The sequence below is a fragment of the Streptomyces sp. DF42 genome (genome assembly GCF_058267695.1).
In genome coordinates this window covers 1,565,374-1,580,993 of the sequence record NZ_CM177859.1, presented here as the reverse complement: position 1 = coordinate 1,580,993, position 15,620 = coordinate 1,565,374, and the positions used below count along the sequence as shown (strand labels likewise).

Below are 15,620 nucleotides of genomic sequence, written 5' to 3'. Positions count from 1 at the left end.
GTGCGGCAGGTTCAACAGTTTCATAGTGTTTCGGTGGTTATAGCGTGAGGGAAACGCCCGGTTACATTCCGAACCCGGAAGCTAAGCCTTACAGCGCCGATGGTACTGCAGGGGGGACCCTGTGGGAGAGTAGGACGCCGCCGAACTCCTTTTAGAGCTCTGGCTCTTGGGCACACAAGCCCAAGAGCCAGAGCTTTTTTGCGTTGGGGTAAGGTCAGGGAGCATCGTTGGCACGTTTTCCCACAGGAGGCTCCCGGGTGGAGGTCCAGGAGACCCGCGTACAGACAGACCGGGTCCTCACCATCCCCAACATCCTTAGCATGGCTCGTCTCGCCGGCGTGCCCGTCTTCCTGTGGCTGGTTCTCAGGCCTGAGTTCGGAGGCCCCAAGAGTGACGGGTGGGCGCTGCTGGTGCTGGCTCTGAGTGGAGTCAGCGACTACCTCGACGGCAAGCTCGCGCGGCGTTGGAACCAGATCAGCAGCCTCGGTCGGCTCCTCGACCCGGCAGCCGACCGGCTCTACATTCTCTCCACCTTGGTAGGTCTCACCTGGCGCGAGATTCTGCCGATCTGGTTGACCGCTCTACTTCTGGCGCGGGAGCTGGTTCTCTTGGTCATGGTGGGCATCCTCAGGCGGCACGGCTATCCGCCGCCGCAGGTGAACTTCCTGGGGAAGGCAGCCACGTTCAACCTGATGTACGCCTTCCCGTTGCTCCTCCTCAGTGACGGGACCGGATGGATCTCGTCACTCGCTGCTATTTTCGGATGGGCGTTCGCAGGATGGGGTACAACGCTCTACTGGTGGGCAGGAGTCCTCTACGTGGTACAAGTCCGCCGCCTGGTCCGTGCGGACGCCATGGCCGATTGAACTCGCCGAATCCTGCGGCCGTAGCGGCTCGATGGCCCTCGGCGGAAAAGTGCGGGACAATCTGGATGGGTGAAGTCGGCTAGACCGTCGTCTCTTTGAGGAGGACGCTTCCGACATGAAGGCCGTCGTGATGGCCGGAGGCGAAGGCACACGCCTTCGCCCCATGACCTCAAGCATGCCCAAGCCGCTCCTGCCCGTGGCCAACCGCCCGATCATGGAGCATGTGCTACGGCTGCTCAAAAGGCATGGGCTGAACGAGACCGTCGTAACTGTCCAGTTCCTGGCCTCATTGGTCAAGAACTATTTCGGTGACGGCGAAGAGCTCGGAATGGAGCTCTCCTATGCCAACGAGGAGAAGCCACTCGGTACCGCAGGGAGCGTCAAGAACGCGGAAGAGGCGTTGAAGGACGATGCTTTCCTCGTCATCTCCGGTGATGCCCTGACCGACTTCGACCTCACCGAGCTGATCAACTTCCACAAGGAAAAGGGTGCGCTTGTCACTGTGTGTCTGACGCGTGTGCCCAATCCGCTGGAATTCGGTATCACCATCGTCGATGAAGAAGGCAAGGTCGAGCGCTTCCTTGAGAAGCCGACCTGGGGCCAGGTCTTCTCCGACACCGTGAACACGGGCATCTATGTCATGGAGCCCGAGGTCTTCGACTATGTCGAGCCTGATGTGCCGGTCGACTGGTCCGGGGATGTCTTCCCGCAGTTGATGAAGGAGGGCAAGCCGATCTATGGCTACGTCGCCGAGGGCTACTGGGAGGACGTCGGCACGCACGAAAGCTATGTGAAGGCGCAGGCCGACGTTCTGGAGGGCAAGGTCGACGTCGACATCGACGGGTTCGAGATCTCTCCGGGTGTGTGGGTGGCGGAAGGCGCCGAAGTACATCCCGATGCCGTTCTCCGCGGACCCCTCTACATCGGTGATTACGCGAAGGTCGAGGCCGGCGCCGAAATTCGCGAGCACTCGGTTGTGGGCTCGAACGTCGTCGTGAAGAGCGGCGCTTTCCTGCACAAGTCCGTGGTGCACGACAACGTCTACGTGGGACAGCACAGCAATCTGCGCGGCTGTGTCGTGGGAAAGAACACCGACATCATGCGTGCCGCACGGATCGAGGACGGCGCGGTCATCGGCGACGAGTGCCTCATCGGTGAAGAATCGATCGTTCAGGGCAATGTGCGGGTCTACCCGTTCAAGACCATCGAGGCCGGCGCCTTCGTCAACACCTCGGTGATCTGGGAGTCCAGGGGGCAGGCGCATCTCTTCGGCGCTCGTGGCGTCTCCGGCATCCTGAACGTCGAGATCACGCCAGAACTCGCGGTGCGGCTCGCCGGCGCCTATGCGACGACCCTGAAGAAGGGCTCCACCGTCACCACGGCCCGCGACCACTCCCGTGGCGCGCGTGCCCTGAAGCGGGCGGTCATCTCCGCTCTGCAGGCCAGCGCGATCGACGTACGCGACTTGGAGAACGTACCGCTGCCCGTCGCCCGGCAGCAGACCGCGCGGGGCAGTGCCGGCGGGATCATGATCCGGACCACGCCCGGGGTGCCGGACTCCGTGGACATCATGTTCTTCGACGGGAACGGCGCCGATCTGTCCCAGGGCAGCCAGCGCAAGCTGGACCGGGTGTTCGCACGGCAGGAGTACCGCAGGGCATTCCCCGGTGAGATCGGGGATCTGCACTTCCCCGCCAGCGTCTTCGACTCGTACACGGGGTCGCTGCTGCGTAATGTCGACACGACCGGGATCAAGGAGTCCGGACTGAAGGTCGTCGTCGACGCGTCGAACGGCAGTGCCGGTCTCGTCCTGCCCAGCCTGCTCGGCAAGCTCGGCGTGGACTCGTTGACAATCAACCCGGGGCTCGATGAGTCGCGGCCTACTGAGACCGCCGATGTCCGGCGGTCCGGGCTGGTGCGGCTCGGTGAGATCGTGGCGTCCTCGCGGGCCGCCTTCGGGGTGCGGTTCGACCCGGTCGGCGAGCGGCTGTCGCTGGTCGACGAGAAGGGGCGGATCGTCGAGGACGACCGTGCGTTGCTCGTCATGCTCGATCTGGTGGCCGCCGAGCGGCGCAGCGGGCGGGTGGCACTGCCGGTGACCACGACGAGGATCGCCGAGCAGGTGGCGGCCTACCACGGGACACAGGTGGAGTGGACGACGACCTCGCCCGACGATCTGACACGGGTCGGCGGCGACGACTCGACCATCTTCGGCGGCGACGGCAAGGCCGGCTTCATCGTCCCGGAGTTCAGCAGTGTCTTCGACGGTACGGCTGCCTTCGTACGGCTGATCGGGCTGGTGGCGAGGACGCAGCTCACCCTCAGCCAGATCGACGCGCGGATTCCGCGTGCGCACGTCCTGAAGCGTGATCTGGCGACCCCCTGGGCCGTCAAGGGGCTCGTGATGCGGCGGGTGGTGGAAGCGGCCGGAGACCGCTTCGTGGACACCACCGACGGCGTGCGGGTCGTGGAGACCGACGGGCGCTGGGTGATGGTCCTGCCCGACCCGGCTGAGGCGGTCACCCACCTGTGGGCGGAAGGGCCGGACGACGCCTCCGCACAGGCTCTGCTCGACGAGTGGTCGGCGGTCGTGGACAGCGCAGGGCGCTGAAAAGCTCAGCACACGCGCGTGCCGGACAGATGTCCCCAACGGGGCCTGTCCGGCATGCGAGTGGGGCCATTCGGAGGTAGTGGTCGCGACGTGCGACGATGTGCTGCATGCCGCAGCCGCCCCCCGTTCGGAGCACACCCACGCGATCATCGCGCCCGGACGCCTCCATGTCGCTGCTCACCAACGTCATGGACCACAGCCTCGACGACGGCTACGCCGAGGCGGCCGCCCGGAAGAAGGCCGAGGGCGCGGGCGGCATGCCGAAGACCCTCCAGGCCAGGCTCGGCCTGGCCGCCGGGCTGGTGCTCGCGGCTCTCGTTGTGACTGTCGGAGCGGCGCAGGCGCGCGTGGCGGCTCCCGTCGTCGCCAAGGAGCGCGGGGAGCTGATCGACCGCATCGACCGCGAGACCGCGGCGGCGGACAAGCTGGAAGGCTCCGTGGACACACTGCGCGACGACGTGAGCGCGCGGCAGCGGGAGGCCCTGAAGCACAGCGGCGGCGGAGACAAGAGCGAGCTGGTGGGCCTTCTGTCGGGTGCGGTGCAAGTGCACGGTCCCGGCGTGAAACTCGTCGTGAACGACGCCAAGGAAGCCACCAGCGGCGGAAACGGCGACCCGCGCGAGACCTCGGACTTCTCAGACACCGGGCGGGTGCGCGACCGCGACATGCAGCGCGTGGCCAACGGGCTGTGGGAGTCGGGGGCCGAGGCCGTCTCCATCAACGGTCAGCGGCTGACCGCGCTGTCGGCGATCAGGGCCGCGGGAGACGCGATACTGGTCGACAACAAGCCACTGGTTCCGCCTTATACGGTGCTCGCCGTGGGGAACGGCAAACAGCTGAGCACCAGGTTCCAGAACGGTGCCGACGGGCTGTATCTGCACGCCCTGCAGGAGAACTACGGCATCCGGACCAGCATCTCCGTGGAGAGCGACCTCCGGTTGCCCGCAGCACCGAGTGTGATCGTCCGTACTGCACAGCCGAGCACCGTGAAAACTGAGAAAGGCACATCGTGATCGCCGTACTGGGCCTCGTCGTGGGAGTCGTGGCCGGACTGTTGGTCCGGCCTGAGGTTCCGGCGGTCGTCGAGCCTTATCTGCCGATCGCCGTCGTCGCGGCGCTCGACGCCGTCTTCGGTGGTCTGCGGGCCATGCTCGACGGGATCTTCGACGACAAGGTCTTCGTGGTGTCGTTCCTGTCCAACGTGGTCGTGGCCGCGCTGATCGTGTTCCTGGGGGACAAGTTGGGCGTGGGCGCCCAGTTGTCCACCGGTGTCGTCGTGGTGCTCGGTATCCGTATCTTCTCGAACGCCGCGGCGATCCGGCGTCATGTGTTCCGGGCGTGAGGCCGATGAGCGACCAGGAAGAGACGCCGGAGAACAGGCTGCGCAAGGAACTCCCGAAGGAGGTCCCCGCGACGGCTCCCGAGGCCGCGGCAGCCCCCGAGGAGATCCTCACGGAAAGCCCCGAGGAGAACCCCGAGAAGGGGCAGCCGGCTCAGACCGGGCGGCAGCGGCTGGTGAAGGGGCTGTGGCCGCCGCGCCTCACCCGTGCCCAACTCATCGTCGCCGTCCTGCTGTTCGGCCTGGGCTTCGGTCTGGCCGTCCAGGTGGCCTCGAACAGCAACAGTGACAGCGCCCTGCGCGGCGCGCGTCAGGAAGATCTCGTTCGCATCTTGGATGAACTCGACGACCGTACTCAGCGTCTTGAGGACGAGAAGCAGGGACTGGAGAAGCAGCGCGACGAGCTGGAGAACAGCTCCGACCAGGCCGAGGAGGCCCGCAAGCAGACCGTCGAGAAGGAGAAGCAACTCGGCATTCTGGCGGGCACGGTGGCCGCGCAGGGTCCCGGCATCACGATGACGATCGAGGACAAGAAGGGGACGGTCAAGGCGGACATGCTGCTCGACGCGATCCAGGAGCTGCGCGCGGCCGGTGCCGAGGCGATCCAGGTGAACGGCGTACGCGTCGTGGCCGGCACGTATCTCACCGACTCCGGCAAGAGCGTGAGCGTCGACGGGAACAAGATCAACGCGCCCTATCGTTTCAAGGTCATCGGCAAGCCGGAGGACCTGGAGCCGGCGCTCAACATTCCTGGAGGCGTGGTGCAGACTCTGGAGAAGGAGCAGGCCACCGTGACCGTCGAGCGGTCGACCAAGATCGTCGTGGACGCCTTGCGAGCGGCGAAGCGGCCTGACTACGCTCGGTCGTCCTCCTAGTGAACCGGCGGTGCATGGGCGACGTCCGGCAGGGGCATGAGGTTGCGGGGGGTCGGCGCACCGAATGGGTGGTGCGTGGTGGAAACTGTCTGGTGGATACGGACGTTGTGAGGATGTCCGGGTCGGCCGGTGTATGCAATCAGGGTTCGTCCTGCCCCACGGGCGGGTCTGTTTCGGTCAAGGGGAATCGCCCGTGAAGTTGTTTGCGAAGTTGTTCGGCAGGAACGCGCGAGAGGACAGCGCCAATGCGACCGCTCGTCATCGCGCGCAGCCCGACGCGGAGGGCCAGCGCCCGCTGTTCCGAGACCAGATTCCTGGTCCGGGCGGCGACATTTCCGGAGGTCAGGGCGCGCCGTCTGTTGACCCTGCGCAGTCCGGCGGCATAGGTTTCGGGCAACCGTCAACCTCAAGTACGGGTGGAGGGTTTTCCCCTATGTCGGCCCTGGTGTGTACGAGGTGCGGTAACCGCAACGCGGAGAACAGCCGCTTCTGTTCCAACTGCGGTGCGCCGCTGCGGGCAGGGGCGACTCCCGAGCGGCCGTCCGAGACGACGTCCACGATCTCCATCTCCGGTATCGAGGCCTACGACGCCGAGGTGACCGGACAGACGCAGATGCCGGCGCTCTCTCCCGAGGCGCAGGCGGCCGTCGACGCGCTGCCCCTGGGCTCCGCGCTTCTCGTCGTGCGCCGCGGACCGAACTCGGGCAGCCGCTTCCTGCTGGACGGCGACCTGACCACGGCCGGGCGTCATCCACAGAGTGACATCTTCCTGGACGACGTGACGGTCTCGCGCCGTCACGTGGAGTTCCGCCGCGGTGCGGACGGCGCGTTCACGGTGGCCGACGTGGGCAGCCTGAACGGCACGTACGTCAACCGCGAGCGGATCGACCAGGTCGGTCTGAACAACGGCGACGAGGTCCAGATCGGCAAGTACCGACTGGTCTTCTATGCGAGCCAGCGGGGCTACTGACCCCTCCCTCAGGGAATGCCCATGCTTAGAACACCGAGCGGCGGTGCCGGGCACGGTACCGCCGCCACGGACAGTGGTCTGATGAGCATCGGCACGGTGCTGAACGTGCTTCGTGAAGAGTTTCCCGAAGTCACCATCTCCAAGATCCGTTTCCTGGAGTCGGAGGGGCTCATCGAGCCGCAGCGCACCCCTTCGGGGTATCGCAAGTTCTGCGCGGCCGACGTCGAGCGTCTCGGCCACGTCCTGAGGATGCAGCGGGACCACTATCTGCCCCTCAAGGTGATCCGTGAGCACCTGGACGCCGTGGAGCGCGGTGAAGCCGTACCCCTGCCCGCCGTGGGGCGTCAGCGGGACGGAGAGGCCCTGCTGGAGCCGTCCGAGGGGCCCACGGCGGCCCGGATCGGGCGGGCCGAGCTGCTCGCGGCCGCCGGGATCGGTGAGCAGGAGCTCGAGGAGTGGGAGTCGTACGGACTCGTCGCTCCGCTGCCGGACGGGGCGTACGACGCGGAGACGGTGACCGTGGCGTCGCTCGTCGTGGAACTGGGGCGGTTCGGGATCGAACCGCGGCACCTGAGGGCCATGAAGGCGGCCGCCGACCGTGAGGCAGGTCTCGTGGACCAGGTGGTGGCTCCGTTGAAGCGCCACCGCAATCCACAGACGAGGGCGCATGCCCAGGCCCGTACGAAGGAGCTGGCGGCGCTCACGGTGAAGCTGCACGCTGCGCTCGTACAGACCGCGCTGGGCGTGCGGCTGCCGTGACTCCGGCGGGTGCGCGAAGGCCGGATCGTCCCCCCGTTCTCTGCCCGACTACCCAAACATCCCGGGCACGTCCTAGGGTTGCTGTGTGAACGAGCTCGATGTCGTAGGTGTCCGGGTCGAAATGCCCTCCAACCAACCGATCGTGCTCCTGCGTGAAGTGGGAGGCGACCGCTACCTCCCCATCTGGATCGGACCGGGGGAGGCGACGGCGATCGCCTTCGCCCAGCAGGGCATGGCCCCCGCCCGACCGCTGACCCACGACCTGTTCAAGGACGTGCTGGAGGCCGTCGGCCAGGAACTCACCGAAGTACGCATCACGGATCTGCGTGAGGGCGTCTTCTACGCGGAGCTGGTCTTCGCCAGCGGGGTCGAGGTCAGTGCCCGTCCGTCCGACGCCATAGCGCTGGCCCTGCGCACCGGAACGCCGATCTACGGCAGCGACGGCGTGCTCGACGACGCGGGCATCGCGATCCCGGACGAGCAGGAGGACGAGGTGGAGAAGTTCCGCGAGTTCCTCGACCAGATCTCGCCGGAGGACTTCGGGTCCAGCAGCCAGTGAGGGCGCGCCTCACATGCCGGCAAGTGCCGGTGGCGAGTGGGTGCGTCCTGCGGCCCCTGCGAGGGCATTCGGCTAGCCTTTCCCCGCGGTTGGGTGCGGGAAACCACTCTTAGGGTGATTATCACTCGGCGTGCCGAGTGTGGCGGTCGTTGACGCACCACTGGTGGCTGCCTACCGTCGAGGGGGCAGGTCAAGGACGGAGGTCGGCGTGAGAAGCAGCGGCGACGGTACGGCTGGGGGTGCCTCGGGACGCAGTCTCGGGGACAGTGGCCCGTACCCGCTTCACGGCAGCGCGGCCGATCACGCTCCGCAGCGACCGGCGGGTGTGCCGAGCAGCGGAGGGGCGACGTCCATGGCGTTGGAGCAGATCGGCTACCGCGGCCCGACGGCCTGCGCGGCCGCCGGCATCACCTACCGCCAACTGGACTACTGGGCCCGCACCGGCCTCGTCGAACCCAGTGTGCGGCCCGCGAGCGGGTCGGGGACGCAGCGGCTGTACAGCTTCCGGGACGTCGTCGTCCTGAAGATCGTCAAGCGGTTCCTGGACACCGGTGTGTCGCTGCAGAACATCCGCACGGCGGTACAGCACCTGCGTGAGCGCGGCTTCCGGGACCTGGAGCGCATGACGCTGATGAGCGACGGTGCCACGGTCCACGAGTGCACCTCGCCCGACGAGGTGCACGCGCTGCTCCAGGGCGGCCAGGGCATCTTCGGGATCGCCGTCGGTGTGGTGTGGCGGGACGTCGAGAGTGCCCTCTCGCAACTGCACGGCGAGCGGATCGACACCGGCGAGACCCTGATCGGGCACAACCCGGCGGACGAGCTGGCGCGGCGGCGAAACCGGGCGGTCTGAGCGACTGTCCCGAGGGCCGCGGGGCGCTCGGACGGTCGTACGACGGCATTGTCAGTGGCGTAGGGCAGCATCGGACATGTGAGAAACGCGCCCACGATCCTGCATCTCGACATGGATGCCTTCTACGCCTCGGCGGAGCAGGCATCCAAGCCGAGCCTGCGTGGGAAGGCCGTGATCGTGGGCGGGCTCGGGCCGCGCGGGGTGGTCGCGACGGCTTCGTACGAGGCGAGGGTGTTCGGGGTGCGGTCGGCGATGCCGATGGCCCAGGCACGGCGCCTGGCGCCGAACGCCGCGTATCTGGTGCCGCGCTTCGGGTTCTACCGGTCGATCAGCGAGCAGGTCATGGCGTTGCTGCACTCGCTGTCGCCGCTCGTGGAGCCGCTGAGCCTGGACGAGGCCTTCGTGGACCTGGAGGCCGGGGAGGTGGCCTGGGACGCGGCGTCGGCGCGGCTGGTGGGTGAGAAGCTGCGGGCCGACATACGGGCCGGCACGGCGCTCACCGGGTCCGTGGGCCTCGCCGCATCCAAGATGCTCGCGAAGATCGCCTCCGAGGAGGCGAAGCCGGACGGGCTGGTGCTGATCGAGCCGGGGACCGAGCGGGCGCTGCTCGGGCCGATGTCGGTGCGGACGCTGCCGGGGGTGGGGCCTGCGACCGGGGATCATCTTCGGCGGGCCGGAATCACCACGGTCGACGAGATCGCCGAGGCGGGCGAGGACGAGCTGGTCCGGCTGCTGGGCAAGGCCCACGGGCACGCGCTGCACGCCATGGCGCTGGCGCAGGACGACCGGCCCGTGGTCGCGGAGCGTGAGACCAAGTCGGTGTCGGTCGAGGACACCTACGACGTGGACATCCACGACCGGCTGAGGGTGGGCCTCGAGGTGCAGCGGCTGGCCGAGCGGTGCGTGCGGCGGCTGCGCGGGGCGGGGCTTTCGGGGCGGACCATCGTGCTCAAGGTGCGCCGCTACGACTTCTCGACACTGACGCGTTCCGAGACGCTGCGGGGGCCCACCGACGATCCGGGGGTGGTGCGGGAGGCGGCCGCCCGGCTGCTGGACATGGTGGACACCACCGGTGGCGTACGACTGCTCGGTGTCGGGGTCAGCGGGCTCGCCGACTACACGCAGGAGGATCTGTTCGCGCAGGCCGCGGGGGAGCGGACGGAGGCGACGGTGGAGGAGACGGCGGACGAACCCGTACCGGAGCAGGAGGCACCCGCCGAGCGGCGCTGGCCCGCGGGGCACGATGTGCGGCATGCCGAGTTCGGGCACGGGTGGGTGCAGGGAAGCGGCCTCGGGCGGGTCACCGTTCGGTTCGAGACGCCCGAGTCGGAGCCGGGGCGGGTGCGGACCTTCCGGACCGACGACCCCGAGCTGGAACAGGCGGAGCCGCTGCCGTTGGTGGCGGCTGGATCCGCGGCTTCCGTGGACGGGGTTCAGTGTTGACGTGCACGTCAGGCGTCGGCGTCCTCCGCGCCGGCGATCCTGCCGAAGGACCGGTCCGGGACCGAGGGAGGAGAGGGAGGAGAGGCGATGTCGAGACCGTAGTGGTGGTAGAGCTGAAGTTCCTGTTCGGGGGAGAGGTGGCGGCCGACCCCGAAGTCGGGGGCATCCTTGATGAGGGAGCGGTCGAAGGGGACGTGGAGGGTGCCCTCGACCAGTTCGCTGGGCTCCAGGGGAACGAAGGCGTCTCGGGAGAACAGGCCGGTGCGTATGGCCGCCCACTCCGGCACGCCCGTCGCGTCGTCGAGATAGACCTCGTCGATGGTGCCGAGCTTGGTGCCGCTGCGGTCGAACGCCTTGCGGCCGATCAGGTTGCGCGGATCGATGTCGGTCTGCACGGGCCCTCCACTTGGTCGCAACTCATTCGTAAGCACTACAAAAGAGCACATCGGGGCAGGTGGCCACTCGAAGGACCTCGTGGTGCGCTCGCTGGTAGGCTGACAGCGGCTGCTGACCCCGTGCGGGAGAGTCCTCCGGACACCACCGGAGGCGCCGAAGGAGCAAATCCTCCCCGGAATCTCTCAGGCTCACGTACCGCGCGGACGAGGTCACTCTGGAAAGCAGGGCGGGTGTCGACGGCTTCCGCTCTCACCGACGGTGAAAGCCGGACATCCTCGGATGGTCCGGTGAAGCTCTCAGGTCGAGATGACAGAGGGGGAGGCCGATCGGGTACCCGCGCCGTGGTACCCCTCGAAGGTCGTGGCAGACCAGGAGGCCTCCGCAAATGACCGCCCATCGCATTCCGCTCTCCGAGCTCGAGAAGGGGATCCCCTTCGAGCAGCGTCACATCGGCCCCGATCATGAGGCTCGGGCCAAGATGCTCGCGCATGTCGGCTACGGCTCCCTGGACGAGCTCACGGCTGCCGCGGTGCCGGATGTGATCAAGAACGCCGACGCCCTGGATCTGCCGGGCGCGCGTACCGAGGCCGAGGTGCTGGCCGAGCTGCGTTCGCTGGCCGATCGCAACCAGGTTCTCGATTCCATGATCGGGCTCGGGTACTACGGGACCTTCACCCCGCCCGTCATCCTGCGCAATGTGATGGAGAATCCCGCCTGGTACACGGCCTACACGCCCTACCAGCCGGAGATCTCGCAGGGGCGCCTCGAAGCCCTGCTGAACTTCCAGACGATGGTCGCCGACCTCACCGGGCTGCCGACCTCCGGTGCCTCGCTGCTCGACGAGGGCACAGCCGCCGCCGAGGCGATGGCGCTGTCCCGGCGCATGGGCAGGAACAAGAAGGGCCTGTTCCTCATCGACGCGGACGTGCTTCCGCAGACCGTCGCCGTGATCGAGACCCGCGCCGAGCCGACGGGCGTGGAGGTCGTGGTCGCCGACCTCAGCGAGGGCGTTCCGGCGGAGATCGCCGGGCGTGAGATCAACGGCGTGCTCGTCCAGTACCCGGGTGCCTCCGGTGCCGTACGCGACATCAAGGCGTTGATCGACCAGGCGCACGAGCTCGGCGCGCTCGTCACCGTTGCCGCCGACCTGCTCGCGCTGACGCTGCTGAAGTCGCCTGGTGAGCTCGGTGCGGACATCGCGGTCGGTACGACGCAGCGGTTCGGTGTGCCGATGGGCTTCGGCGGTCCGCACGCCGGCTACATGGCCGTACACGAGAAGTTCGCGCGCAGCCTGCCCGGCCGGCTCGTGGGTGTGTCCGTGGACGCCGACGGGCACAAGGCCTACCGGCTGGCCCTGCAGACCCGCGAGCAGCACATCCGGCGCGAGAAGGCGACCAGCAACATCTGCACCGCCCAGGTGCTGCTCGCCGTCATGGCCGGTATGTACGCCGTGTACCACGGGCCCGACGGGCTGAGGGGCATCGCGCAGCGCACCCACCGGTACGCCACGATCCTCGCCGCGGGGCTCACCGCCGGCGGTGTCGAGGTCGTGCACGGCTCGTACTTCGACACGCTCACCGCGCTCGTGCCGGGCCGCGCCGCCGAGGTGGTGGCCACCGCACGGGAGAACGGCGTCAATCTCCACCTCGTCGATGCCGACCAGGTGTCGATCGCCTGTGACGAGACCACCGCGCGGGCCCAACTGGGCGCCGTGTGGGCCGCGTTCGGGGTCGAGGGTGACATCGAGGCGCTGGACGCGGCCGCCGGGGAGGCGATTCCGCAGGCTCTGCTGCGCAGTGACGCCTTCCTCACCCACCCCGTCTTCCACCAGCACCGCTCCGAGACCGCGATGCTGCGCTACCTGCGCCGGCTCGCCGACCGCGACTACGCGCTCGACCGCGGCATGATCCCGCTGGGCTCCTGCACCATGAAGCTCAACGCGACCACGGAGATGGAGCCGGTCACCTGGCCCGAGTTCGGGCAGCTGCACCCGTTCGCGCCCGCCGAGCAGGCGCAGGGGTACCTCACGCTCATCCGTGAGCTGGAGGAGCGGCTCGCCGAGGTCACCGGATACGACAAGGTGTCGCTGCAGCCCAACGCCGGTTCGCAGGGCGAGCTGGCCGGGCTGCTCGCCGTCCGCGGATATCACCGGGCCAACGGGGACGAGCAGCGGACCGTGTGTCTGATCCCGTCCTCCGCGCACGGTACGAATGCCGCCAGCGCCGTCATGGCCGGCATGAAGGTCGTCGTCGTGAAGACCGCCGAGGACGGCGAGATCGACGTCGAGGACCTGCGGGCGAAGATCGAGCAGTACCGCGACGAGCTGTCCGTGCTGATGATCACGTACCCCTCCACGCACGGTGTGTTCGAGGAGCATGTCGCCGACATCTGCGCGCAGGTGCACGAGGCCGGCGGGCAGGTGTACGTCGACGGGGCCAACCTCAACGCCCTGGTGGGGCTTGCCAAGCCGGGGCACTTCGGCGGTGACGTCTCGCACCTCAACCTGCACAAGACCTTCTGCATCCCGCACGGCGGCGGCGGTCCCGGGGTCGGTCCGGTCGGTGTGCGTGCGCACCTGGCGCCGTATCTGCCGAACCACCCGATGCAGCCGGCGGCCGGTCCCGAGACGGGTGTCGGGCCGATATCGGCGGCTCCGTGGGGTTCCGCGGGGATCCTGCCGATCTCGTGGGCGTACGTCCGGCTGATGGGCGGCGAGGGCCTGAAGCGTGCCACGCAGGTGGCGGTCCTCAGCGCCAACTACATCGCCAAGCGGCTCGAACCGCACTACCCCGTGCTCTACAACGGCCCCGGCGGCCTGGTCGCGCACGAGTGCATCATCGACCTGCGGCCGCTGACCAGGGCGACCGGTGTGAGCGTCGACGACGTCGCTAAGCGGCTGATCGACTACGGGTTCCACGCGCCGACGATGTCGTTCCCGGTGGCCGGCACGTTGATGATCGAGCCGACCGAGTCCGAGGACCTGATCGAGCTGGACCGGTTCTGCGAAACGATGATCGCCATCCGTGCGGAGATCGAGAAGGTCGGCGCGGGCGAGTGGCCGGCCGAGGACAACCCGCTCCGAGGTGCGCCGCACACGGCCGCCGCGCTCCGTGGGGAGTGGGAGCACGCGTACACGCGTGAGGAGGCTGTCTTCCCGGCCGGGGTGTCGGCCGCCGACAAGTACTGGCCGCCGGTGCGTCGGATCGACCAGGCCTTCGGTGACCGCAACCTGGTCTGCTCGTGCCCGCCGCTGGACGCGTACGAGGACTGAGCCCGGACGAGGGGCCCCGCTTCGGCGGGGCCCCATCGCGTTATGCCGTCGCGAGCGAGATCTCGGTCGACTTGATCAGGGCGACGACCGTTGTGCCGGATGCCAGCGCGAGGTCCTGGGCGGCGTCCCTGGTGATCGCGGAGGTGAGTTCGCCGCCCTCGACGGCCACCTTGACGGAGGCCATCGCTTCGCCGGAGGTGACCGCGGTGACCGTGCCGGGCAGCTGGTTGCGGATGGACAGGCCCTTGACCGGGCCGGTGGCGAGGGAGACCTCTGTCGACTTCACCAGGGCGCGGACCGTGGAGCCCGGGGTGAGCGCCAGGTCGTTCACGGCTTCAAGGGTGATCGCCGCGGTGAGGTCCTGGCCTCCGGTGAGGCGGATGCCGACGGTGGCCATCGCCTCGCCGGGGGTGATGGCGGTGACGGTGCCGGGGAGTTGGTTTCGGATGCTCAGGGTCATGGCATCACGGTAGGGCTTTGAGGGCCTTATGCCGGGTATGCGTGGGTCTGTGTGGCCTTGACCGTCGCCCAGACCGTTGCGCCCGGGCGCAGGTCGAGTTCCGCCGCGGCGACCGTGGTGAGGTCGGCGGCCAGGGGGAGTTCGCCGGTGAGGTCCGCGCGGATCTGGTCGCCGTGTGTCTCCAGGCCGGCCACCTCGCAGCGCCAGTGGTTGCGGGCGCTGGAGCCGGTGGGCGGGTCCCGGAACAGGGTGACGGCGCTCGGCGGGAACGCCACGAAGACCGGGCCGGACTGGACCTCGGTGGTGGTGATGGCCGGGCCGGTGCCGAGACGCACCGTGTGGCCGTCGGCCTGCCCGCGGTAGAGGTTGAGGCCGACCAGTCGGGCGATGTAGTCCGTACGGGGATGGCGGGCGATGTCGGACGGCGTGCCCTCCTGGACGACGCGGCCGTGCTCGACGACCACCAACCGGTCGGCCAGCACCATGGCGTCCAGCGGGTCGTGTGTGACCAGGACCGCCACCGCCTCGAACTCGGCCAGGTGGCGGCGGAGTTGGGACCGTACGTCGAGGCGGGTACGGGCGTCCAGGGCGGCCAGCGGTTCGTCGAGAAGCAGCAGTCGGGGGCGGGTGGCCAGGGCGCGGGCGACGGCGACGCGCTGGGCCTGGCCGCCGGAGAGACGGCGGGGCTTGGTGCCGGCGTGCTCGGCGAGGCCCATGCGGGTGAGCCACTCGGCGGCCAGGGCGCGGGACTCGGCCTTGGTGGCGCCCTGGCAGCGCGGGCCGAAGGCCACGTTGTCGAGGGCGGTCAGGTGTGGGAAGAGCAGGTAGTCCTGGAAGACCACGCCGACCGGGCGGGACTCGGGTGGCGTACCGTCCAACTCGGCGCCGTCCAGCCGCAGATGACCGCCGCTGAGCGGGACGAGGCCCGCGAGGGCGCGTAGGGCGGTGGTCTTGCCGGCCCCGTTGGGGCCGAGCACGGCGACCACGTCTTTGGGGGCGGCGGTGAGCGTTACGTCGAGGCGGAAGGTTTTCCGGTCGACCACCAGGTGGGCGTCGAGGCCGCCGGAGGGGTGCGGGTTCGGGTGCGTGGGGGGTCGTCGGCCTGCGGCCGGGTATGTGTTCTCACCCGCATCACCCGTGGTGCTTTCGCTGTCGGGTGCGGGGGGCCCCTGTGGGGGCTGAGCGCCGTCGCCGGCAGCGGGGTGGGTGTTCGTCATC

14 protein-coding genes, 1 rRNA gene and 1 riboswitch are annotated in these 15,620 nt (G+C 68.5%); of the genes, 12 read left to right on the top strand and 3 right to left on the bottom strand.

Annotation, left to right across the window (positions count from 1 at the left end):
• Positions 1–29: 29 nt before the first annotated feature.
• From rrf to ACYUED_RS07115, 11 genes are all read left to right on the top strand, one after another.
• Positions 30–146: ribosomal RNA gene (gene rrf, locus ACYUED_RS07165) — 5S ribosomal RNA — on the top strand.
• Between the two features lie 111 nt (positions 147–257).
• The gene (gene clsA, locus ACYUED_RS07160) at positions 258–866 is read left to right on the top strand and encodes a cardiolipin synthase ClsA (RefSeq protein ID WP_266586126.1); all 609 of its coding nucleotides are present in this window, start codon (positions 258–260) and stop codon (positions 864–866) included.
• A 115-nt stretch (positions 867–981) separates the two neighbouring features.
• A complete protein-coding gene (locus ACYUED_RS07155; RefSeq protein WP_491291451.1) occupies positions 982–3,477 on the top strand; it encodes a sugar phosphate nucleotidyltransferase in 2,496 nt (831 codons plus the stop codon).
• A gap of 107 nt (positions 3,478–3,584) precedes the next feature.
• Entirely contained in the window at positions 3,585–4,490 is a 906-nt protein-coding gene (locus ACYUED_RS07150; protein ID WP_491291450.1) for a DUF881 domain-containing protein, read from the top strand.
• The gene (locus ACYUED_RS07145) at positions 4,487–4,819 is read left to right on the top strand and encodes a small basic family protein (RefSeq protein ID WP_003988855.1); all 333 of its coding nucleotides are present in this window, start codon (positions 4,487–4,489) and stop codon (positions 4,817–4,819) included. Before ACYUED_RS07150 ends, ACYUED_RS07145 begins: the two co-directional genes overlap by 4 nt.
• A 5-nt stretch (positions 4,820–4,824) precedes the next feature.
• Positions 4,825–5,691, top strand: a complete 867-nt coding sequence (locus ACYUED_RS07140; RefSeq protein WP_491291449.1) for a DUF881 domain-containing protein — start codon at positions 4,825–4,827, stop codon at positions 5,689–5,691.
• Between the two features lie 64 nt (positions 5,692–5,755).
• Positions 5,756–6,661 carry a zinc-ribbon and FHA domain-containing protein gene (locus tag ACYUED_RS07135; protein WP_491291448.1) on the top strand — a complete coding sequence of 302 codons (906 nt, stop codon included), beginning with the start codon at positions 5,756–5,758 and terminating at the stop codon, positions 6,659–6,661.
• 21 nt (positions 6,662–6,682) lie between these two features.
• Positions 6,683–7,420 (top strand): transcriptional regulator FtsR, encoded by a 738-nt coding sequence (gene ftsR / locus ACYUED_RS07130; protein ID WP_491291447.1) that lies wholly within the window; start codon positions 6,683–6,685, stop codon positions 7,418–7,420.
• Between the two features lie 85 nt (positions 7,421–7,505).
• Positions 7,506–7,979 carry a bifunctional nuclease family protein gene (locus tag ACYUED_RS07125; RefSeq protein WP_026281837.1) on the top strand — a complete coding sequence of 158 codons (474 nt, stop codon included), beginning with the start codon at positions 7,506–7,508 and terminating at the stop codon, positions 7,977–7,979.
• A 208-nt stretch (positions 7,980–8,187) separates the two neighbouring features.
• On the top strand, positions 8,188–8,832 hold the full coding sequence (locus ACYUED_RS07120; protein WP_491291446.1) for a MerR family transcriptional regulator: 645 nt from the start codon (positions 8,188–8,190) through the stop codon (positions 8,830–8,832).
• 78 nt (positions 8,833–8,910) lie between these two features.
• Complete coding sequence (locus tag ACYUED_RS07115) at positions 8,911–10,275, top strand: DNA polymerase IV (protein WP_491291445.1); 1,365 nt, start codon at positions 8,911–8,913, stop codon at positions 10,273–10,275.
• A gap of 8 nt (positions 10,276–10,283) precedes the next feature.
• On the opposite strand, the gene ACYUED_RS07110 is transcribed toward ACYUED_RS07115, so the two are convergent.
• Positions 10,284–10,670, bottom strand: a complete 387-nt coding sequence (locus ACYUED_RS07110) for a PRC-barrel domain-containing protein (RefSeq protein ID WP_491291444.1) — start codon at positions 10,668–10,670, stop codon at positions 10,284–10,286.
• Positions 10,671–10,783: 113 nt separating this feature from the next.
• A riboswitch (glycine riboswitch) is annotated at positions 10,784–10,879 on the top strand.
• Positions 10,880–11,056: 177 nt separating this feature from the next.
• Between ACYUED_RS07110 and gcvP the strand changes: the two genes are divergently transcribed.
• Entirely contained in the window at positions 11,057–13,942 is a 2,886-nt protein-coding gene (gene gcvP / locus ACYUED_RS07105; protein WP_491291443.1) for an aminomethyl-transferring glycine dehydrogenase, read from the top strand.
• 40 nt (positions 13,943–13,982) lie between these two features.
• Here gcvP and ACYUED_RS07100 read toward each other — a convergent pair whose 3' ends face one another.
• Both ACYUED_RS07100 and ACYUED_RS07095 read right to left on the bottom strand, forming a co-directional pair.
• Positions 13,983–14,402: a TOBE domain-containing protein gene (locus tag ACYUED_RS07100; protein ID WP_491291442.1), complete on the bottom strand. Its 420-nt coding sequence runs from the start codon at positions 14,400–14,402 to the stop codon at positions 13,983–13,985.
• Between the two features lie 26 nt (positions 14,403–14,428).
• A complete protein-coding gene (locus ACYUED_RS07095; protein ID WP_491291441.1) occupies positions 14,429–15,619 on the bottom strand; it encodes an ABC transporter ATP-binding protein in 1,191 nt (396 codons plus the stop codon).
• Position 15,620: the final 1 nt, after the last annotated feature.